The sequence below is a fragment of the Rhodococcus sp. PvR044 genome, from assembly GCF_040548995.1.
GTDB classification, from domain to species: Bacteria; Actinomycetota; Actinomycetes; order Mycobacteriales; family Mycobacteriaceae; genus Rhodococcus_G; species Rhodococcus_G oryzae.
The window spans coordinates 134,500-155,696 of record NZ_JBEPSX010000001.1; the positions used below are offsets into that span (position 1 = coordinate 134,500).

The following is a 21,197-nucleotide window of genomic DNA, read 5'->3' on the forward strand; positions in this document are numbered from 1 at the left end:
GTTACCAAGTAGTAGGGTAGAAAAAGTGATGCGTAGCACGAAACTGCTGAAGCCTGTTCTCGCTGCGGTGAGTGTGCTCGCCATCGGGGCCCTCGTGGCCGCCGTCTGGTTCGGGTTCGGTTGGGGTCATGCCCTGTTCTCGGACAAGCCGGCGGCCGCCGCGCGCGACGACGCGCTGACCGGCGCGCGCCAGTCAGCGATCAATCTCAACACCGTCGACTCGGGGAATCTGGACCAGACGTTCGCGAACATGGAGTCGTCGATCACCGGCGACGAGATGCTCAATGCGCTGGCCGAGACCAAGGATCAGATGGCCGAGCAGGTCAAGCAGACCGGCGCGAAGAGTGAGGCGCACGTGCTCGACGCCGCGCTCACCGCGATGAGCCGCGACGAGGGCACCGCGAACTCGCTCGTCGTGCTCACCACGACCACGACCTGGCCGAACAAGCCGACCAGCAAGGTCAAGATAACGATGCGAATCGGTCTGACCGATGTCGACGGCGTCTGGAAGGCCTCGAAGGTCGAGAACGTCGGCCAGCCTCTCGCCATGGACCCCGGCACCCCGGCACCCGCCCCGGCCCCGGCGCCCGTGCCCGAAGGGGCCCCTGCCCCCGCTCCCGAGTCCGGCGGACAGTAGGGCCTCGGCCCCGCACCAGCGGCAATCCGGCAGCGGAACAGCTAAGGAGTATCGAACAGTGCCCCCACGTCGTCGCACCACCAGCACGCCCCAGCCCAAGGGGCGTCGCCCCCGCGTGGCCGGTACCGGGTCCGGTATGCCCCGCGGACCCGTGAGCGAACCCGAGGCCACCCCGCCCGCGAGTTCGGCCGCGACCGAGACCGAGGTCGTGGCAGTGGGCCCCGATGTCGTCAGCCCGCCCGCAGGGACGCCTGTCGCCGCCGCGGAGGCCACGGGCGACACGGAGGCCACCGCAGCGGTAGTGGCCGACGCGAGCGGCGAGAGCGCCGCGACCGAGCCGGAGCAGGCGCCGAAGACGATCAACCGGACCAGTTCCCTGCGCCCGCGCGCGACCGGGGCGGACGCCGACGCGTCGTCCGCTCCCGAGGCCGCGGTCGACGGAGAATCGGTCGACGAGCCTGTGGTCGACCAGGAAATGGTCATGGCGGGCTGGAAGCGGGTCACCACGATCGGCTTGGTGGCGCTTGGGCTCGGTGTCTTCGCGCTCGTCGCCGCGTTCCGGCCCGGTGCCGACGTCCCGAACCAGGCCTGGGTCGACACCTCGGAGACCTCGAAGGTCACGGCCGACGCGAAAAATGCGATCCAGACGCTCTACACGTACAAGTTCGACACGGTCGAGCAGGACTTCGAGAACGCGCGGGCGGTCCTCGACGACGCCATGCGCGAACAGTTCGACAAGACCGCCGCGGTCACCAAGGATGCCGTCATCCAGACGAAGACGGCCACCAACGCCGAGGTGACCGACATCGGTCTGAAGTTGCTCTCGGACGACCGCGCCGAGCTCGTGGCCAGCATGAACGTGAGTGCGACCAACGACGGTGCGGCGCAGGGGAGCGCACAGGGACCGCTGTCGGTGACCATGGCGAAGTCCGGCGACCACTGGGTGATCACGGACATCCGGGACCGCTGATCGGGGCTCGGATCGGGTGTCCCGGCGGTGTCCGCGGGGCAAATCGCCGAGACGTGTCTTGACGCGGCGGGGTTGAGGCGTCACTCTAATGGCGAGACATGCGAGATCGCTCCTTCTGTAGGAGCGGGTCCGCGCAAGATCGCGCCGGCGCAAATGGAGGCACCGGGCGCGAGGGATTGCACGGACGCCAGGCTTGGGCACCGTTTGGGCTGCCCTGTCCAGTTGTATTCTGCGTCGACTTCGGGTACCTTTGGACGTTGCGCTGGCTGCCTCCTGTCCACCTCTCCACCTCACCGCCTGTGAAGCGTTCGCTTCCTGCGTCTGTTGGCGAGTTTCGTTCGGGTTGTGACCAGCGAATTCGCCCCACATGAAGAAGCAGATACAGCGGCGGTCGCGCAGCACGAGCGGCCCGCGTGAGGTGCTGGAAGGACGCATCTTGGCAGTCTCTAGCCAGACCAAGGCAAATGCCGGAATCCCCGGAGCCCCGAAGAGGGTCTCGTTCGCGAAGATTCGCGAACCTCTCGAAGTTCCAGGGCTACTTGATCTACAGACGGATTCTTTTGAATGGTTGATCGGATCGCCTGCATGGCGTGAGCGGGCAGCCGCCCGCGGCGACGGCAGTGTCACCGGCGGTCTGGAGGACATCCTCACCGAGCTGTCCCCGATCGAGGACTTCTCGGGATCGATGTCGCTGTCCTTCTCGGACCCGCGCTTCGACGAGGTCAAGGCCTCGACCGATGAGTGCAAAGACAAGGACATGACCTACGCGGCGCCCTTGTTCGTCACCGCGGAGTTCATCAACAACAACACCGGCGAGATCAAGAGCCAGACGGTCTTCATGGGTGATTTCCCGATGATGACCGACAAGGGCACCTTCATCATCAACGGCACCGAGCGCGTCGTCGTCTCGCAGCTCGTTCGCTCCCCGGGTGTCTACTTCGACCACTCCGTGGACAAGGGCACCGAGAAGGACCTGCACAGCGTCAAGGTGATCCCCGGCCGCGGTGCGTGGCTGGAGTTCGACGTCGACAAGCGCGACACCGTCGGCGTCCGCATCGACCGCAAGCGTCGTCAGCCGGTCACCGTGCTGCTCAAGGCCCTCGGCTGGACCACCGAGCAGATCACGGAGCGCTTCGGCTTCTCCGAGATCCTCATGGCCACCCTGGAGAAGGACAACACGGCAGGCACCGACGAGGCGCTGCTCGACATCTACCGCAAGCTGCGTCCGGGCGAGCCGCCCACGAAGGAGAGCGCGCAGACCCTGCTGGAGAACCTGTTCTTCAAGGAGAAGCGCTACGACCTCGCCCGCGTTGGTCGCTACAAGATCAACAAGAAGCTGGGCCTGAACCACGGCCAGCCGATCACCGCGTCGACCCTCACCGAGGAAGACATCGTCGCGACGATCGAGTACCTGGTGCGCCTGCACGCCGGTGACACCGCGATGACGGCGCCCGACGGCGTCGAGGTCCCGGTCGAGGTCGACGACATCGACCACTTCGGTAACCGTCGTCTCCGCACCGTTGGCGAGCTGATCCAGAACCAGATCCGGGTGGGCCTGTCCCGCATGGAGCGCGTCGTGCGCGAGCGGATGACGACCCAGGACGTCGAGGCGATCACGCCGCAGACCCTGATCAACATCCGTCCCGTCGTGGCCGCGATCAAGGAGTTCTTCGGAACCTCCCAGCTCTCGCAGTTCATGGACCAGAACAACCCGCTGTCGGGCCTGACCCACAAGCGTCGTCTCTCGGCGCTCGGCCCCGGTGGTCTGTCCCGTGAGCGCGCCGGCCTCGAGGTGCGAGACGTGCACCCGTCGCACTACGGCCGCATGTGCCCGATCGAGACCCCTGAGGGCCCGAACATCGGCCTGATCGGTTCGCTGTCGGTGTACGCGCGGGTCAACCCGTTCGGCTTCATCGAGACCCCGTACCGCAAGGTCGTCGACGGACAGGTCACCGACCAGGTGGACTACCTGACCGCCGACGAGGAGGACCGCCACGTCAAGGCCCAGGCCAACGCCGTGGTCGACAAGGACGGTCGCCTGACCGAGGACCGCGTCCTCGTCCGCACCAAGGGCGGCGAGGTCGAGTTGATCCCGGCCGAGGACGTCGACTACATGGACGTCTCGCCGCGACAGATGGTCTCCGTCGCGACCGCGATGATCCCGTTCCTCGAGCACGACGACGCCAACCGCGCCCTGATGGGTGCGAACATGCAGCGTCAGGCAGTGCCGCTGGTCCGTTCCGAGGCGCCGCTGGTCGGCACCGGCATGGAGCTGCGCGCCGCGGTCGACGCGGGCGACGTCGTCGTCAGCGAGAAGACCGGCGTCATCGAGGAGGTCTCGGCCGACTACGTCACCGTGATGGCGGACGACGGCAGCCGCAAGACCTACCGGATGCGCAAGTTCGCCCGCTCGAACCAGGGCACCTGCGCCAACCAGCGTCCGATCGTGGACGAGGGCGACCGGGTCGAGGCCGGCCAGGTCATCGCCGACGGTCCCTGCACCGAAGCCGGTGAGATGGCGCTGGGCAAGAACCTGCTCGTCGCGATCATGCCGTGGGAGGGCCACAACTACGAGGACGCGATCATCCTGTCGCAGCGCCTCGTGGAAGAGGACGTCCTGACCTCGATCCACATCGAGGAGCACGAGATCGACGCCCGCGACACCAAGCTCGGTGCCGAGGAGATCACTCGCGACATCCCGAACGTCTCGGACGAGGTCCTCGCCGACCTCGACGAGCGCGGCATCATCCGCATCGGTGCCGAGGTCCGTGACGGCGACGTGCTGGTCGGAAAGGTCACGCCGAAGGGCGAGACCGAGCTGACCCCGGAGGAGCGTCTGCTGCGCGCCATCTTCGGTGAGAAGGCCCGTGAGGTCCGCGACACGTCCCTCAAGGTCCCGCACGGTGAGAACGGCAAGGTCATCGGCATCCGCGTGTTCTCGCGCGATGACGACGACGATCTGCCCCCCGGTGTCAACGAGCTGGTCCGCGTCTACGTGGCACAGAAGCGCAAGATCCAGGACGGCGACAAGCTCGCCGGCCGCCACGGCAACAAGGGTGTCATCGGCAAGATCCTCCCGCAGGAGGACATGCCGTTCCTGTCCGACGGCACCCCCGTCGACATCATCCTGAACACCCACGGCGTGCCGCGTCGTATGAACATCGGTCAGATCCTGGAAACCCACCTGGGTTGGATCGGCAAGACCGGCTGGAACGTGCAGATCGCCAGCGACGGCACCCGTCCGGACTGGGCCTCGACCCTGCCCGAGGAGATGCTCTCGGCCCCGGCCGACAGCAACATCGCCACCCCGGTGTTCGACGGTGCCAAGGAAGACGAGCTGACCGGTCTGCTTGGCGCGACCCTGCCGAACCGCGACGGCGAGCAGATGGTGGGCCCGGACGGAAAGGCCACCCTGTTCGACGGCCGCTCCGGCGAGCCGTTCCCGTACCCGGTCTCGGTCGGCTACATGTACATCATCAAGCTGCACCACCTCGTCGACGACAAGATCCACGCTCGTTCGACCGGTCCGTACTCGATGATCACCCAGCAGCCGCTCGGCGGTAAGGCCCAGTTCGGTGGCCAGCGCTTCGGTGAGATGGAGTGCTGGGCGATGCAGGCCTACGGCGCGGCATACACGCTGCAGGAGCTGCTCACCATCAAGTCGGATGACGTGGTCGGCCGCGTGAAGGTGTACGAGGCCATCGTCAAGGGCGAGAACATCCCCGAGCCGGGCATCCCCGAGTCGTTCAAGGTGCTCCTCAAGGAGCTCCAGTCGCTCTGCCTCAACGTGGAGGTGCTGTCCTCGGACGGCGCGGCCATCGAGATGCGCGACGGCGACGACGAGGATCTCGAGCGTGCGGCAGCGAACCTGGGCATCAACCTGTCCAGGAACGAGGCGGCGACCGTGGACGATCTCGCGAACTAGGTGTTTGGTCCCCGGGCCACGTCGTTGATGTGGCCCGGGGGCGTAGCCCACATTTGAATTTGGCAGACAGGTAGGCGCTGAGAAGCGCACACCATAATCCCTCTGGGGAAAGGAAGTTACGTGCTCGACGTCAACTTCTTCGATGAACTCCGCATCGGCCTTGCCACCGCTGAGGACATCCGTCAGTGGTCGTTCGGCGAGGTCAAGAAGCCGGAGACCATCAACTACCGCACGCTCAAGCCCGAGAAGGACGGCCTCTTCTGCGAGAAGATCTTCGGCCCCACCCGGGACTGGGAGTGCTACTGCGGTAAGTACAAGCGCGTCCGCTTCAAGGGCATCATCTGTGAGCGCTGCGGCGTCGAGGTGACCCGCGCGAAGGTGCGCCGTGAGCGCATGGGCCACATCGAGCTCGCCGCTCCTGTGACCCACATCTGGTACTTCAAGGGCGTGCCGAGCCGTCTCGGTTACCTGCTGGACCTGGCGCCGAAGGATCTCGAGAAGATCATCTACTTCGCCGCCTACGTGATCGTCGCGGTCGACGACGAGCTCCGCCACAACGAGCTCTCCACCCTGCAGGCCGAGATGGAGGTCGAGAAGAAGTCCGTCGCCGACCAGCGCGACGCCGACCTCGAGGCCCGCGCACAGAAGCTCGAGTCGGACATCGCCGAGCTCGAGGCCGAGGGCGCCAAGTCCGACGTGCGCCGCAAGGTCAAGGACGGCGGCGAGCGCGAGATGCGTCAGCTCCGTGACCGGGCCCAGCGCGAGCTGGACCGGCTCGAGGAGATCTGGACGACCTTCACCAAGCTCGCCCCGAAGCAGCTCATCGTCGACGAGGGCCTCTACCGCGAGATGGTGGACCGCTACGGCGAGTACTTCACCGGCGCGATGGGCGCGGAGTCCATCCAGAAGCTGATGGAGAACTTCGACATCGACGCCGAGGCGGAGATCCTCCGGGAGACCATCCGCAGCGGCAAGGGTCAGAAGAAGCTGCGCGCGCTCAAGCGCCTCAAGGTCGTCGCGGCCTTCCAGTCCACCGGCAACTCGCCGATGGGCATGGTCCTCAACGCCGTGCCGGTGATCCCGCCGGAGCTGCGTCCGATGGTTCAGCTCGACGGTGGCCGGTTCGCCACCTCCGACCTGAACGACCTGTACCGCCGCGTGATCAACCGCAACAACCGCCTCAAGCGACTGATCGATCTCGGCGCGCCCGAGATCATCGTCAACAACGAGAAGCGGATGCTGCAGGAGTCCGTCGACGCGCTGTTCGACAACGGCCGTCGTGGACGTCCGGTCACCGGTCCGGGCAACCGCCCGCTGAAGTCCCTGAGCGACCTGCTCAAGGGCAAGCAGGGTCGTTTCCGTCAGAACCTGCTCGGCAAGCGCGTCGACTACTCGGGCCGTTCGGTCATCGTCGTCGGCCCGCAGCTCAAGCTGCACCAGTGCGGTCTGCCGAAGCTGATGGCTCTCGAGCTGTTCAAGCCGTTCGTGATGAAGCGCCTGGTGGACCTGAACCACGCGCAGAACATCAAGTCGGCCAAGCGCATGGTCGAGCGTCAGCGCGCTCAGGTGTGGGACGTCCTCGAAGAGGTCATCGCCGAGCACCCGGTGCTGCTGAACCGTGCACCCACGCTGCACCGCCTCGGCATCCAGGCCTTCGAGCCGCAGCTCGTCGAGGGCAAGGCCATCCAGCTGCACCCGCTGGTGTGTGAGGCCTTCAACGCCGACTTCGACGGTGACCAGATGGCCGTGCACCTCCCGCTGTCCGCGGAGGCGCAGGCCGAGGCCCGCATCCTGATGCTGTCCTCGAACAACATCCTGTCGCCCGCGTCGGGTCGCCCGCTCGCCATGCCGCGTCTGGACATGGTGACCGGTCTGTACCACCTGACCCGTCTGGACGAGGGTGTCGTCGGTGAGCTCGTCGCGGCAGGCAAGGATCGTCCCGAGGTCGGCGCCTACTCGTCGCCCGCCGAGGCGATCATGGCCGTCGATCGTGGCGCGCTGAAGGTCCAGGCCCAGATCAAGGTCCGCCTGACCACCCAGCGTCCGCCGCGCGAGCTCGAGGACGAGCTGTTCCCCGACGGCGGCTGGAACTACGGCGACGGCTGGATCGCCGAGACCACCCTGGGTCGCGTGCTCTTCAACGAGCTGCTCCCCGCGGACTACCCGTTCGTGAACGAGCAGATGCCGAAGAAGCGTCAGGCGACGATCATCAACGATCTCGCCGAGCGCTACCCGATGATCGTGGTCGCGCAGACCGTGGACAAGCTCAAGGACGCCGGCTTCTACTGGGCGACCCGTTCGGGCGTCACGGTCTCGATCTCCGACGTCCTTGTGCCGCCGAGCAAGTCCGAGATCATGGACAAGTTCGAGGGCCAGGCCGAGCAGATCGAGAAGAAGTACCAGCGCGGTGCCCTCAACCACACCGAGCGCAACAGCGCCCTGGTGAAGATCTGGTCCGAGGCCACCGACGAGGTCGGTAAGGCCATGGAGGCCTACTTCCCCGACGACAACCCGATCCCGATGATCGTGAAGTCCGGCGCCGCCGGCAACATGACGCAGGTTCGGTCGCTCGCCGGTATGAAGGGCCTGGTGACGAACCCGAAGGGTGAGTTCATCCCGCGTCCGATCAAGTCTTCCTTCAAGGAAGGCCTGACCGTTCTCGAGTACTTCATCAACACGCACGGCGCCCGTAAGGGTCTGGCAGATACCGCGCTGCGTACCGCCGACTCGGGTTACCTGACCCGTCGTCTGGTGGACGTCTCGCAGGACGTCATCGTTCGCGAGACGGACTGTGGCACCGAGCGCGGCATCGTCACCACGATCGCGGAGAAGCAGGCCGACGGCTCGCTGATCCGGGATGCACACGTGGAGACCAGCACCTACGCCCGCACGTTGGCCGCGGACGCGGTCGACGCCAACGGCACGGTCATCGTCGAGCGCGGCGCCGACCTGGGTGACCCGGCCATCGACGCACTGCTCGAGGCCGGCATCACCGATGTGAAGGTGCGCTCCGTGCTCACCTGCACCACCGGCACCGGCGTCTGCGCCACCTGCTACGGCCGCTCGATGGCGACCGGCAAGCTGGTGGACATCGGTGAGGCTGTCGGCATCGTCGCCGCCCAGTCCATCGGTGAGCCGGGTACCCAGCTGACCATGCGTACCTTCCACCAGGGTGGTGTCGCAGGCGAGGACATCACCGGTGGTCTGCCGCGTGTCCAGGAGCTGTTCGAGGCCCGCGTCCCCAAGGGCAAGGCCCCGATCGCCGACGTCACCGGACGGGTGCAGCTCGAGGACGGCGACCGCTTCTACAAGATCACCATCGTCCCGGACGATGGCGGCGAAGAGGTCGTCTACGACAAGCTGTCCAAGCGTCAGCGTCTGCGCGTCTTCAAGCACGACGACGGTTCCGAGCGCCTGCTGGCGGACGGTGACCACGTCGAGGTCGGCCAGCAGCTCATGGAGGGCGCTGCCGATCCGCACGAGGTGCTGCGCGTCATGGGCCCGCGTCAGGTGCAGATCCACCTGGTCAACGAGGTTCAGGAGGTGTACCGGAGCCAGGGTGTGTCGATCCACGACAAGCACATCGAGACGATCGTTCGTCAGATGCTGCGTCGCGTGACGATCATCGACTCCGGCGCCACCGAGTTCCTGCCCGGTTCGCTCACCGAGCGTTCCGAGTTCGAGGCGGCCAACCGTCGCGTCGTCGCCGAGGGTGGTGAGCCCGCAGCCGGTCGTCCGGTGCTCATGGGCATCACCAAGGCCTCGCTGGCGACCGATTCGTGGCTGTCGGCGGCGTCCTTCCAGGAGACCACTCGCGTGCTGACCGATGCGGCCATCAACTGCCGCTCGGACAAGCTGATCGGTCTCAAGGAGAACGTCATCATCGGCAAGCTGATCCCTGCCGGTACGGGCATCAACCGTTACCGGAACATCCAGGTTCAGCCGACCGAAGAGGCGCGCGCCGCGGCCTACGCCGTGCCGTCGTACGACGATCAGTACTACAGCCCCGAAGGCTTCGGCACCGGGACCGGAGCTGCTGTTCCGCTCGACGACTACGGCTTCAGCACCGATTACCGGTAAGCGCTTCTTGCGCCTGTGAAACGGCCCCCGCCCCCAGCAATGGGTGCGGGGGCCGTTTCGCGTCTACTGTTGGAGGGACATTCCCCGGCATCGGTTCGGGCGACCACCACGGAGGATTCGATGGCAGGCAAGGGTATCGACCGCTCGAAGGCGCAGTCGGCGCTCGAGGTGGTCCGCGAGAATCCGGCGATCTCGTTGGTTGCTGCTGCGCCCGCGATCGTGATCTTCGGGGTGGCCTGGTGGCTGCTCGGCTTCGGCTGGGCGCTGATCCTGGCGATCCTGCTCGGCGTGGCCGTGGTGGCGGGCAAGAAGTTCCTCGGCTGACCCGCCGACAGGTCCATCGGGGCGCCCGCGACCTGCCCGAATCCGGTCGGGAGCGGGGCAGCGCGGCTATCCTCTGATCCTCTGTGACTTTGCTCGCACCAGCCGGGTATTGTCGCAGGAACAGGTTCTAGTTTTGGAGGAGGCCGACAGTGGCGTTCGTGATCACCCAGCCTTGTTGCAACGACGCTAGCTGCACCGAGGTGTGCCCGGTGGACTGCATCCATCCGACGCCGGACGAGCGCGGATTCAGGTCGACCGAGATGCTCTACATCGATCCGGAGACCTGCATCGACTGCGGGCTCTGCGTCGATGCGTGCCCGGTGGACGCGATCTTCCGCGACGACGACCTGCCCGAGGCGATGGCGCGGTACTCGAAGATCAACGCCGACTACTTCGCGGGCACCGAGATCGAGTACGCGGATCCCGCCCCCTCGCTGAAGTTCCCCAAGACCGACCAGGAACCCTTCCGCGTCGCGATCGTCGGCGCCGGGCCGTCCGGCTTCTACGCCGCCCGCGAGCTGCTCTCCTTCAAGCGCTCGGGCATCGAGGTCGACATGTTCGACCGCCTGCCGACGCCGTGGGGCCTGGTGCGCGCGGGCGTGGCGCCCGACCACCCGGAGACCAAGGCGGTCACCGACGTGTTCGCGGAGGTCTCGCGGCGTCCCGGCTTCCGGCTGCACCTGAACGTGGAGGTCGGCAAGCACCTCACGCACGAGGACCTGATGGAGCACCACCACGCGGTGCTCTACACGGTCGGTGCGCCCAGCGACCGGCACCTCGGCATCCCCGGTGAGGACCTTCCCGGCAGCCTCGCCGCCACCGAGTTCGTCGCCTGGTACAACGGACACCCCGAGTACGCGGACCACACCTTCGACCTGTCCGGCACGCGCGCGGTCATCGTCGGCAACGGCAACGTCGCGCTCGACGTGGCCCGTCTCCTGGTCACCGACCCGGACAAGCTGGCCCGCACCGACATGGCCGAGCACGCGGTGGAAGCGCTGCGCGGCAGCGCCGTCCGCGAGGTCGTGGTGCTGGGCAGGCGCGGACCCGTCCAGGCGGCCTTCACCAGCCCGGAGCTGCTGGCCCTCGGACAGATGCCCGACGTGGACGTGATCGTCGACCCGGCCGAGCTCGAGCTCGACAGCCACAGCGCGGCCGAGGTCGCGGAGAACCCGGCCAAGCGGCTGAAGATGGAGATCCTGCGCGAGTACGCGGAGCGTCCCCTTGCCGGCCACGTGAAGCGGATAGTGCTGCGGTTCCTGGCCTCGCCCGTCGAGATCCAGGGCGACGACCACGTCAGCGGGGTCGTGGTGGCGCGCAACGAGATGGTCGAGGGCCCGGACGGCACGCTGCGGGCGAGCAGCACAGATCAGACCGAATTGCTCGAGACCCGCATGGTGCTGCGCTCGGTCGGCTACCGGGGCGTGCCGGTCGCGGACCTGCCGTTCGACGACGCGCGCGGCACGATCGCGAACGTCGCAGGCCGGGTCACCTACCCGGAGTCCGGCGAGCCGATGCCGGGCACCTACACCGCAGGCTGGATCAAGCGCGGGCCCTCCGGCGTGATCGGCACCAACCGGCAGTGCGCGCACGACACCATCGCGCTGGTCATCGAGGACCTCGCCGCGGACCGGCTGCCCGCGCCGAAGGGCGACCGCGAGGCGCTCGAGGCGCTGCTGGCGGACCGTCAGCCCGAGGCGCTGGACTGGGCGGGGTGGAAGGCGATCGACGCCCGCGAGCGCGAGCTCGGCAAGGCGTCCGGTCGGCCGCGGGTCAAGCTGCTCGACCTCGCCGAGATGGTGGCGATCGCCAAGAAGTAGGGGCCGCCGGTCGGCGGCTCAGTAGTGGTCGATGCCCGAGACCCGGGCAACGGCCCTCACTTCGCCGCCGACAAGGAACCACAGGCTCATCGACTCGGCGTCCTGCGTGGCGCGGACGTGGACGTCCTCGCCTCCGGTGATGGGCGCGTTGTATTCGAGAACGGCGCGGTGCGGGCCGGCGAGCAGGTCGGGCCGGGCCACGAGGTGGTCCTCGACGGCGTGCCAGTACGCCGCGTTGTTCACGTGGCCCATCGGGTCCAGGTCGGTCGAGCGCAGGTGGAATCGGGCGTCGGTGCCGTCGTCCTCCGGCGGCGGCCCGCCGAGCCACGGGCGCCATTTGAGTCGGTGCTCGTCGGTGGTCCGCGACAGCAGGGCGATGCCCTTGTCGCTGATCCGGGTCGGCATCCCGGTGTCGGGGCTGATGTTGATCCAGAAGCCCTCGGTCTCGATCAGCGCGCCCTTCTCGCTGGTGAGCTGCACTCGCATCGCCGACCAGCGGGTCGACAGGCCGGAACACCAGCGGCGCAGATGGATCCGGTCCGGCCACAGTGCGGGGCGGACGACGTCGATCACGGTTCGCCGCACGATCCACAGCGGGTCGAGATCGGCGAGTTCGGAGGCGTCCAGGTTGTCGGACCCGATGTCCTGCAGGTACCGGGTGATGCCGTCGAGCCGGAGCCGGTTGTCAGGAGCGACGTCGCCCGTACGGACCGGCCACGAGGTGGCGAACCCCAGCCCGTCGGCGGGGGGAACGGCGAGCGGCTGATCGAAGTCCAAGACTGCGCTCCTCTGCGGTGATCACCGGCGTGACGCGAACAGTATCTTTCCCGCGCAGGCGCGGCGAGACAAGGACTAGCGTCAGGGCGTCGGATCGCAGAAGAGATTGCGATGGCGCGCGAACACGGAGGTCTGTGGTGAAAGCAGTTGTGGTCTCGGAGTTGACCGGGCCCGCAGGGATGGCCCTGCAGGAGGTGCCCGAGCCGGACGCGACGGGCAAGGTGCTGATCGACGTGCGCGCGACAGGGGTGTGCTTCCCGGACCTGCTCATCAGCTACGGCAAGTACCAGCTGCGGCCGGAGCCGCCCTTCGTCCCCGGCGCCGAGGTGGCCGGGGTGGTGGTGTCCGCTCCGGACGACAGCGGCTTCGCGGTCGGGGACCGCGTGCTGGCGATGTCCGATCTCGGTGGCTACGCGGAGCGCGTCGCGATCGCGGCCTCCCGGGTGATGCCGATACCGGCCGATCTGAGCTTCGAGGAGGCTGCCTCGCTCATCATCAACTATCAGACGATGGAGTTCGCGCTGTCCCGGCGAGCGGGCCTGGTGGCGGGCGAGACGGTGGTGGTGCTCGGTGCCGCGGGCGGTGTCGGCACCGCGGCCATCCAGTTGGCGAAGGCACACGGCGCGAAGGTGATCGCGGTGGTCCGACGGGCGGGGGCCGACGAGTTCCTCCGCGAACTCGGCGCGGACGAGGTGGTGGCGCTCGACGAGGGCTGGGCAGCCCGGGTGGGCGAGCTGACCGAGAACCGCGGCGCGAACGTGGTGGTCGATCCGGTCGGCGGCGACGCCTTCGACGATGCCGTCCGGGTGCTGGCGCCGGAGGGCCGGCTGCTGGTGATCGGGTTTGCGGGCGGCGGTATCCCGTCCGTGAAGGTGAACCGGGTGCTGTTCCGCAACATCAGCATCGTGGGCGCCGCCTGGGGTGAGTTCCTGCGCACCGACCCCTCGGCGCTGGCGCGCACCCATGCGGACCTCACCGAACTGGTGGGGAAGGGCCTGCGGCCGCTGGTCAAGGCCCGGTATCCACTCGCCGACGCGGCCCGCGCGCTGGCGGACCTCGAGGCCGGTCAGGTGCTCGGCAAGGCGGTGCTCGTCCGCGAGTAGCTGGCCTCGCTCAGCGCGGGATGTGGAAGTCGGTCAGGCGCGCGCGTGAGACGAGGAGGTCGGCCCAGGACCCCGTCACCGCCAGGGTCGCCATGGCCGAGGTCGGGAAGCGGTCCGCGATCCGTTCGGCGAGCGGGCCGCCCGGATCGAGCGCGAGTGCCGTGTCCGGGATGCCGGGCTCGTGCCCCACGACGAGCAGGGTCCGCACGGCCGCGTCGGTACTCGCGATCTCGCGCAGCACCTCGGCGGCACTCGCCCCGTAGAGCGTGTCGGCGTAGCGGGCGGGAGCGTCGATGCCGCTGGCCGCGAGGGTGAGCCTGGTCCTGGTGGCGGTGGAGCAGAGCACGGCGTCGACCGGGGGCTGGGTCAGGCGGATCCAGTCGCCCGCCAGCCCGGCCTCGCGTTGCCCGCGCGGCGCGAGCGGACGCTCGTGGTCGGCCACGCCGTCGGGGTAGGCGGACTTGCCGTGTCGGAGCAGGATCAGAACCTTCGAGGGCATGTCCCGACAGTAGCGAGCCGGTTGGCGGCCGGAAATTCGATTGCCCGGCGACCTGAGACCGTGGTCGGATCTCTCTGCGGGCGCTCGAGCCTCGGCGGCGGACGTGATGCCCTTCACATTAATATCGTTTGGGCAATAGTTGCGCGATCGCTACTATTGCACGAGTGGCCGCTTCCCCCGAAGACCTGTATCAGGCGCTCGACGAGTTCATCATGCGGCTGCTGGGGGTGGGGGAGTCGGAGTCCATGGACAAGCTGATCGCCGTGGACCTGTCGTTCTCGCAGGTGCGAACTCTGTTCATGCTGGCGCAGCACGGCAAGCCGGTTGCGATCAACGAGGTGGCAGAGCGGCTGCGCCTGTCCGTCGCGGCCGCGGGTCGCAACATCGACCAACTGGTCAATCAGGGTCTGGTGGAGCGCCGCGAGGATCCGAAGGACCGCCGCATCAAGAGGATCTCGTTGTCGGAGGCCGGTCGAGCCATCGCCTCCGGCCACATCGACAGCAAGAAGGGCGAGCTGCGAGCGTTCGCGGCCCGCCTCTCGGACTCGGACCGTGACCGGCTGTACGAGTCGCTCAAACCCATTCTCGCGGGAGATGTTCTGCGAGCCAATTGTCAGGAGAACCCATGACGACGCCGACACCTCCGGGCGCCCCCGCGGCCTCGGACAAGATCGACGGCGCAGTTCTGAAGATCGCCAGCGTGGTGGTGATCGGTGCCATCATGTCGATCCTCGATGTGACGGTCGTGAGCGTGGCGCTGCCGACGTTCATGTCCGAGTTCAACGCGACCTACGCAACCGTCGCCTGGACCATGACCGCGTACACCCTGGCCCTGGCGACCGTCATCCCCGTGACGGGGTGGGCGGCTGACCGGTTCGGCACCAAGCGCCTCTACATGACGGCGCTGGTGCTGTTCGTCGGCGCCTCGGTGCTGTGCTCTATGGCATGGAACATCGAGTCGCTGATCGGCTTCCGGGTCCTGCAGGGCCTCGGCGGCGGCATGCTGATGCCGTTGGGCATGACGATCATGACCAAGGCCGCGGGTCCCCACCGCGTCGGCCGCGTCATGGCCGTGCTGGGCATCCCGATGATGCTCGGACCCATCTGCGGACCCATCCTGGGTGGCTGGCTGATCGAGAGCGCCAGTTGGCACTGGATCTTCCTGATCAACCTGCCGATCGGCATCATCGCCCTGACCGCCGCGTTCGTGCTGCTGCCCAAGGACAACCCGAGCCCGTCCGAGTCCTTCGACTTCCTCGGCATGCTGCTGCTCTCGCCCGGTCTCGCGCTGTTCCTGTTCGGCGTCTCCTCGATCCCGGAGACCGGCACCGTTGCGGCCACTCGGGTGCTGGTCCCCGCTGTGATCGGCCTGGCGCTGGTGATCGGCTTCGTGTTCCACGCGCTCCGCGCCGACCACCCACTGATCGACCTGCACCTGTTCCAGAACCGCAAGCTCACCATCGCGGTCATCACGTCGACGATGTTCGTGATCGCGTTCATGGGTGCCGGCCTTCTGTTCCCGAGCTACTTCCTGCAGGTTCGCGGTGAGACCACCCTCACGGCCGGTCTGCTGCTGGCCCCGCAGGGCATCGGCGCGATGCTCACGATGCCGTTGGCGGGCACTCTCGTCGACAAGATCGGTCCCGGAAAGATCGTGTTGTGCGGCCTCTCCCTGATCGCCGCAGGCATGGCAGTGTTCACCCAGGTCGGTGCCGACACCTCGTACGTCGTGCTCCTCGGTGCCCTGTTCGTGATGGGCCTGGGCATGGGCGGCACCATGATGCCGATCATGACGGCGGCGATGCAGACGCTGACCAACGAGACCGTTGCCCGCGGTTCGACGCTGATGAACATCGTCCAGCAGGTCGCAGGCTCGGTCGGTACCGCGACCATGTCGGTGGTGCTCACCAACCAGATGCTGTCGCGCCCGCTCGCCGGACCGGCCATCGCGGCCGGGCAGGATCCCTCGATCGCGGAGCAGATGCCGCCCGGAGCGGTGGAGCAGGGCCTGGACGCCGCTGCGGACGCGTTCGGCAACACCTTCACGGTGGCGCTGGTGCTGCTCCTGCTGACCCTGATCCCGGCGTTCCTGCTGCCGAGGAGCAAGCCCGCGGCCCCGGTCGACGCGACCCAGGTGATGGCTCACTGAGTTACTCGCTGAGTTAGAGGGCAACTCGACTCTCACGACGATGGCCCGCACTCCCGAGGGGGAGTGCGGGCCATCGTCGTTTGGTACCCCAGGCCCCAGGCCCCAGGCCCAGGCCCTAGGTCGCGGCCGCTGGGCGGATCAGGACTCGAATCCGGCTGCGCCGCCGCCGTTCGCGCCGCCACCGGCACCGCCGCCGATGGTGCCGCCGAGCGAGCCGCTGTCGAACTGGCCACCGAACATCGAGGAGAACAGGGACGAGAAGAGGGCAGAGAAGGACATGAGTACTCCTGTCGCGTGGTGAGCGACGCCGGTCGGCGTCGAGTCCCATTGGTACGCCGGACACCCCGCCGATCGGTGCGAGTGACGGCGGATTAGGGGGTGAATAGGGGATCCCGATCGGGGCAGGCCGGCGGCTGCCCCGGTTGGCCCGACATCCCCTATCCGCCGCGCCCGGGGGTGCTGTGCGGGGGCGGAATACCCCGGACCCCGACGCGGTTGGAAATTCATGCAAACGCATTGAAATAGCGGACGTGTTCAATCCAGCTCGAGGGAGTCACCATGCAGATCGGAATCTTCAGCGTCGGCGACGTCACGCCTGACCCCACCACGGGGCGGGCGCCGACCGAGCACGAGCGCATCAAGGCGATGACGACCATCGCCAAGCACGCGGAGGATGTGGGCCTCGACGTCTTCGCGACAGGCGAGCACCACAACCCGCCGTTCGTGCCGTCCTCCCCGACGACCATGCTCGGATTCCTCGCCGCCAAGACCGAGAACCTGATCCTGTCCACCTCGACGACCCTGATCACCACCAACGACCCGGTGAAGATCGCCGAGGACTACGCGATGCTGCAGCATCTCGCCGACGGCCGCGTCGACCTGATGATGGGCCGCGGCAACACCGCGCCCGTTTACCCCTGGTTCGGCAAGGACATCCGCGAGGGAATCCCGCTCGCGCTGGAGAACTACCAGCTGCTGCGTCGGCTGTGGGACGAGGACGTGGTGAACTGGCAGGGCCGGTTCCGCACCCCGCTGGAGGGTTTCACCTCCACACCGCGTCCGCTCGACGGGATCGCGCCGTTCGTCTGGCACGGCTCGATCCGCAGCCCGGAGATCGCCGAGATCGCCGCGTTCCACGGCGACGGCTTCTTCGCGAACAACATCTTCTGGCCCAAGGAGCACTACATCGCGCTGATCAACCTGTACCGCGAGCGGTTCGAGCACTACGGGCACGGCAGTGCCGACCAGGCCATCGTCGGCCTCGGTGGGCAGGTGTTCATGCGCAAGAACTCGCAGGACGCGGTCGCGGAGTTCCGGCCCTACTTCGACAACGCGCCGGTCTACGGTCACGGACCCTCGCTGGAGGAGTTCACCGAGCAGACCCCGCTGACCGTCGGCACACCCGAGCAGGTGATCGAGAAGACGCTGGCCTTCGCGGACTATTTCGGTGACTACCAGCGCCAGCTGTTCCTGGTCGACCACGCGGGCCTGCCGCTGAAGACGGTGCTCGAGCAGCTCGACCTCCTCGGCTCCGAGGTCGTCCCGGTGCTGCGCCGCGAGTTCGCGGCCCGGCGCCCGGCCCACGTGCCGGAGAACCCGCCGACGCACGCGAGCCTGCTGGCGCAGCGGAACGGTCGCGTCGGCACCCTCGAGGCGTCGACCGATGCCGCCCACTGAACCGCCCGGCGGCGGGCGGCCGCGCAGCACCACCGAGCTGGCCGCCGACGCGTGGGAGGCGTTGTTCCGTGCCCAGGTGGCACTGATGCGGCAGTTCGAGTCGGCCGACGCATGGGATCCCCTCGGCCGCCGCGAGTACGACGTGTTGTTCACGCTCAGCCGCCGCCCGGACGAACGGGCCAGGCTGCACGAGCTGAACCGGGAGATCCTGTTGACCCAGCCGTCCCTCAGCCGCATGGTCGATCGACTCGAGCAGGCCGGGCTGCTGGACCGGCTGCCGGATCCGCACGACCGGCGGGGCACGATCGTGGCGCTCACGGAGCAGGGGCGGGCCATGCAGCGCAGCATCGGCAGGCGGCACGCCGCGCAGATCCGACGCCACGTCGGCACCGCGCTCGACCGAGAGGAGCTCGCGGAGCTCGAGCGGTTGACGACGAAACTGCGACTGGCGCAACAGTAGTCAGGCTCGGCCCGCCAGGGCGGCCACCTCCCGCGCGCAGCCCCAGGAGAGGGTCACCCCGGCGCCGCCGTGCCCGTAACAGCAGATGATCCGGCGCGCGCCGGGTAGCGCCTCCAGTCGCACCGAGGGCCGGGTCGGACGAAGGCCGACGCCGCGGGAGAGGATCGGCGCGCCCCGCAGCTCGGGCACCAGGTCGTAGCACCGCTCGAGGATCGCGCGTTCGGTCTCGGGATCGACGGCGGTGTCGAAGGACCCGGGCTCGGCGGTGCCGCCGCACACCACGTCCTCGAAGCGCGGCACCACGTAGGTCATCCCGGCCGGGTTGTCGTCGTCGATCAGCCAGTCGGTCAGCCCGGGGTTGGCCACGCGCACCACCTGGCCGCGCAGCGGGATCAGCGGGGCGTCCCCGGTCAGTGCGGCCGACCGCAGGCCGGCCGCGACCACGATCAGCTCCCCGGTGACCTCCGCTAGGTCGTCGACCCGCTTCCTGATCACCCGCACGCCCGCGGCTTCGCACCGGCGGGCCAGCCACGGCAGGTAACGGCCCATGTCGATCACCGGGACCGTGCAGCGCACCCCGCTCGTCACGCCGGACGACAATTCCTCGCCCGGGATCACCCGATGTCCAGGCACCGCCGGGGTCCACCAGCGGTCCGGCGCAGTGGACCGCTCGAGCACCGTGCCGGTTCGCAGGGCCACGCCTGCCGAGGAGTCCGCTGCGAGGCCGACGAACGCCGCCGCGGACTCGGTCGACCAGCGCAGCACGGCGTCGGCGGGTGACGCCTCGTAGGGGAACCAGATCGCCGCGGCGACCGCGGAGGTCGTCTCCGCTGTCGGATCGGCCGTCAGGACGGTGACGTCGTGGCCTGCCCGCGCGAGTTCGAGTGCGCAGGTCAGCCCGATCACACCGCCGCCGATCACGGTGGCCTCGGTGCTCATGAGGAGGTGGTGGTCCGGCCGAGGTCGATGACCGAGGCTGTGCCCTGGGCGGCGGCGCAGAGCACCGGCCCGTTCTCGGTGTCCGCATAGATCTCGCAGCGGCACAGTGCCTGCCTGCGGCCCGAACTCACCGCCGTCGCCTCCGCGCGCAATGCGGTCCCCATCGCGGGACGGAGGTAGGTGATGGTGAACCCGGAGGTCACGATGCTCGGCCCCAGCACGCTGCCCGCCGCGAAGGTGAGCGCGTTGTCCGCCGCGTAGGACAGCACACCGCCGTGCACGAACCCGTGCTGCTGCAGCAGTTCCGGGCGGATCGGGATCGTGAGGGTGGCGGCGCCGTCGGTGAAGGCGGTCAACCGGGCGCCGACCAGGGTGCTGAACGGCTGCGCGGCCAGGGTTTCCGCGGCCTCGTCGAGAGAAAGGGTCACGAGCAATCACTCCCGGTGTCGGTGACGAATCACATGTGGTGCGTGAATGCGATGGTGCCACGTCGACGGCTCCCCGGTTCGCCGGGAAAAGTCGGGGAAAACCCGTATCCCGCGCACCGGCGAGGCACACGGACGGTGTCGGTGGCCCGCGTTACCGTCGTAGAGACGCCACACCGGAAGACGGAAGAAGGCGCAAGATGGGCACTGTATCCGGTCCCACACACCAGCCAGGCGAGCCCGTGGATTCGGGCGACTCGGAGCACGCCGGGGAATGGCACTTCTATGCGGTGGTCGGAACCACCGTGCAGGGTAGGCACACCCTGGCCAGGTTCGGACCGCGGCCGAGCGCGCTCGACGCGCTCCGGCTCGCGATCCACGCCGTCAACCACACGGCGTTCTCGCTGCTCGAGCAGGGCGTGAACGGCGACCCGTGTGCCGACATCCGCCTGCTGGAGCGGCTACCGATCACGGAGTTCACCATCGAGCGCCACCACCGCACGACGCGGGTGGCCGATCGGCGCTGGGCGCTGACCGGGCGTAAGCACCATCGGAAGACCAGCAGGCGAGACCGGCCCGCAGTGGCCTGACTGCGCGGTCGACGCCCGACCACCTCATGACCGGGCGAGGTGGAACCAGCGCGGGTTCCCCCGTCGGACCGGTCGCGGCAGCGCCCCGCTGTCCGCGGCGTCGGAGATCAGCCGCCACCCGGCGAACGTACGCTCCACCTCGGCGCGGTCCGTGCCGCGGGGGAGTGGTCCCCGTCGGCCGGGGCCGAAGGCGAACATCAGCAGACTCGCCCCTGGCTCGGTGATCCGGGTGAGCTCGTCGGCGTAGTGGTCCCGCTCGCAGGCGGTGAGACCGTGAAAGCACCCGATGTCGAGCACGAATCGATATCCGCGGCCGACCGACTTCTCGAGTTCGGTGACATCGCCGAGCACGAATGTCACCTCGACCCCGGCCTCCTCGGCCCGCGCCCGGGCCCGGGTCACCGCCAGCGGCACGGCGTCGATGCCGGTCACCTGCCAGCCGCGACGGGCCAATTCGATGGCGTGGGAGCCGGTACCGCACCCCGCGTCGAGGGCTTTCCCAGGCGGTCCCGCCTGCGCGTCCCGGCGGTCGAGGAACGCGGTCAGCTGCGCGCCGATCGACTGGCCCGCCCACTCCCCACGGCGTGAGGCCGAGCCGGTAGGCCAGCCGGTACCAGGTGATCACGCCCGCCCCCACGCGTCGACGATCGGCACGTCGGGTTCGACTCGGGGTTCGGCCATCGTGGATCCTCTCGCCGGTGCCAGTGTGCTCCCCGGAAAATCGGTCTGTCCAGGGTCGACGGTCGTGCCCGCGGTCGCCGTCGGGTCCTGGCGCATGCGGCAGGATGCTGTCAGAAAACAAGAACGTGTTCTATATTTGGG

At 68.2% G+C, this 21,197-nt stretch carries 18 protein-coding genes; 12 read left to right on the plus strand and 6 right to left on the minus strand.

All coding sequences use genetic code 11. The features are described 5' to 3' along the window. Window positions 1-28 precede the first annotated feature (28 nt). From ABIC28_RS00725 to ABIC28_RS00750, 6 genes are all read left to right on the plus strand, one after another. On the plus strand, window positions 29-637 hold the full coding sequence (locus tag ABIC28_RS00725) for a hypothetical protein (protein WP_354577934.1): 609 nt from the start codon (window positions 29-31) through the stop codon (window positions 635-637). Window positions 638-788: 151 nt separating this feature from the next. Further along, window positions 789-1,607 (plus strand): hypothetical protein, encoded by an 819-nt coding sequence (locus ABIC28_RS00730; protein ID WP_097210963.1) that lies wholly within the window; start codon window positions 789-791, stop codon window positions 1,605-1,607. Window positions 1,608-2,025: 418 nt separating this feature from the next. Further along, a complete protein-coding gene (gene rpoB, locus ABIC28_RS00735) occupies window positions 2,026-5,532 on the plus strand; it encodes a DNA-directed RNA polymerase subunit beta (protein WP_097211093.1) in 3,507 nt (1,168 codons plus the stop codon). A 120-nt stretch (window positions 5,533-5,652) separates the two neighbouring features. Further along, window positions 5,653-9,612, plus strand: a complete 3,960-nt coding sequence (locus tag ABIC28_RS00740; protein WP_097210964.1) for a DNA-directed RNA polymerase subunit beta' — start codon at window positions 5,653-5,655, stop codon at window positions 9,610-9,612. A 120-nt stretch (window positions 9,613-9,732) separates the two neighbouring features. Continuing rightward, on the plus strand, window positions 9,733-9,936 hold the full coding sequence (locus ABIC28_RS00745) for a hypothetical protein (RefSeq protein WP_077040743.1): 204 nt from the start codon (window positions 9,733-9,735) through the stop codon (window positions 9,934-9,936). 149 nt (window positions 9,937-10,085) lie between these two features. Further along, entirely contained in the window at window positions 10,086-11,756 is a 1,671-nt protein-coding gene (locus ABIC28_RS00750; RefSeq protein ID WP_097210965.1) for a 4Fe-4S binding protein, read from the plus strand. An 18-nt stretch (window positions 11,757-11,774) separates the two neighbouring features. Here the strand turns inward: ABIC28_RS00750 and ABIC28_RS00755 are convergent, their stop codons facing one another. Beyond that, entirely contained in the window at window positions 11,775-12,533 is a 759-nt protein-coding gene (locus tag ABIC28_RS00755) for an acyl-[acyl-carrier-protein] thioesterase (RefSeq protein ID WP_097210966.1), read from the minus strand. Window positions 12,534-12,670: 137 nt separating this feature from the next. Here ABIC28_RS00755 and ABIC28_RS00760 point away from each other — a divergent pair, with 137 nt between their 5' ends. Beyond that, window positions 12,671-13,636, plus strand: a complete 966-nt coding sequence (locus ABIC28_RS00760) for an NADPH:quinone oxidoreductase family protein (RefSeq protein WP_209928658.1) — start codon at window positions 12,671-12,673, stop codon at window positions 13,634-13,636. Window positions 13,637-13,646: 10 nt separating this feature from the next. Here ABIC28_RS00760 and ABIC28_RS00765 read toward each other — a convergent pair whose 3' ends face one another. Then, complete coding sequence (locus ABIC28_RS00765) at window positions 13,647-14,135, minus strand: SixA phosphatase family protein (RefSeq protein ID WP_097210968.1); 489 nt, start codon at window positions 14,133-14,135, stop codon at window positions 13,647-13,649. Window positions 14,136-14,347: 212 nt separating this feature from the next. On the opposite strand from ABIC28_RS00765, the gene ABIC28_RS00770 reads away from it, so the two are divergent. Both ABIC28_RS00770 and ABIC28_RS00775 read left to right on the plus strand, forming a co-directional pair. After that, window positions 14,348-14,764: a MarR family winged helix-turn-helix transcriptional regulator gene (locus tag ABIC28_RS00770; RefSeq protein ID WP_077043522.1), complete on the plus strand. Its 417-nt coding sequence runs from the start codon at window positions 14,348-14,350 to the stop codon at window positions 14,762-14,764. Beyond that, window positions 14,761-16,284: a DHA2 family efflux MFS transporter permease subunit gene (locus ABIC28_RS00775; protein WP_097210969.1), complete on the plus strand. Its 1,524-nt coding sequence runs from the start codon at window positions 14,761-14,763 to the stop codon at window positions 16,282-16,284. Before ABIC28_RS00770 ends, ABIC28_RS00775 begins: the two co-directional genes overlap by 4 nt. Window positions 16,285-16,422: 138 nt before the next feature. Here ABIC28_RS00775 and ABIC28_RS00780 read toward each other — a convergent pair whose 3' ends face one another. Beyond that, window positions 16,423-16,563 carry a hypothetical protein gene (locus ABIC28_RS00780; protein ID WP_179800488.1) on the minus strand — a complete coding sequence of 47 codons (141 nt, stop codon included), beginning with the start codon at window positions 16,561-16,563 and terminating at the stop codon, window positions 16,423-16,425. Window positions 16,564-16,842: 279 nt separating this feature from the next. On the opposite strand from ABIC28_RS00780, the gene ABIC28_RS00785 reads away from it, so the two are divergent. Further along, window positions 16,843-17,961, plus strand: a complete 1,119-nt coding sequence (locus ABIC28_RS00785; RefSeq protein ID WP_354577111.1) for an LLM class flavin-dependent oxidoreductase — start codon at window positions 16,843-16,845, stop codon at window positions 17,959-17,961. Then, entirely contained in the window at window positions 17,948-18,421 is a 474-nt protein-coding gene (locus ABIC28_RS00790) for a MarR family winged helix-turn-helix transcriptional regulator (RefSeq protein ID WP_354577113.1), read from the plus strand. Before ABIC28_RS00785 ends, ABIC28_RS00790 begins: the two co-directional genes overlap by 14 nt. On the opposite strand, the gene ABIC28_RS00795 is transcribed toward ABIC28_RS00790, so the two are convergent. Both ABIC28_RS00795 and ABIC28_RS00800 read right to left on the minus strand, forming a co-directional pair. Further along, window positions 18,422-19,360 (minus strand): FAD-dependent oxidoreductase, encoded by a 939-nt coding sequence (locus ABIC28_RS00795; RefSeq protein ID WP_354577115.1) that lies wholly within the window; start codon window positions 19,358-19,360, stop codon window positions 18,422-18,424. Continuing rightward, window positions 19,357-19,794: a PaaI family thioesterase gene (locus ABIC28_RS00800; protein WP_097210973.1), complete on the minus strand. Its 438-nt coding sequence runs from the start codon at window positions 19,792-19,794 to the stop codon at window positions 19,357-19,359. Before ABIC28_RS00800 ends, ABIC28_RS00795 begins: the two co-directional genes overlap by 4 nt. A gap of 191 nt (window positions 19,795-19,985) precedes the next feature. Between ABIC28_RS00800 and ABIC28_RS00805 the strand changes: the two genes are divergently transcribed. Beyond that, entirely contained in the window at window positions 19,986-20,375 is a 390-nt protein-coding gene (locus ABIC28_RS00805) for a hypothetical protein (protein ID WP_209928666.1), read from the plus strand. 24 nt (window positions 20,376-20,399) lie between these two features. Here ABIC28_RS00805 and ABIC28_RS00810 read toward each other — a convergent pair whose 3' ends face one another. Beyond that, complete coding sequence (locus tag ABIC28_RS00810; protein WP_354577937.1) at window positions 20,400-20,933, minus strand: class I SAM-dependent methyltransferase; 534 nt, start codon at window positions 20,931-20,933, stop codon at window positions 20,400-20,402. Window positions 20,934-21,197: the final 264 nt, after the last annotated feature.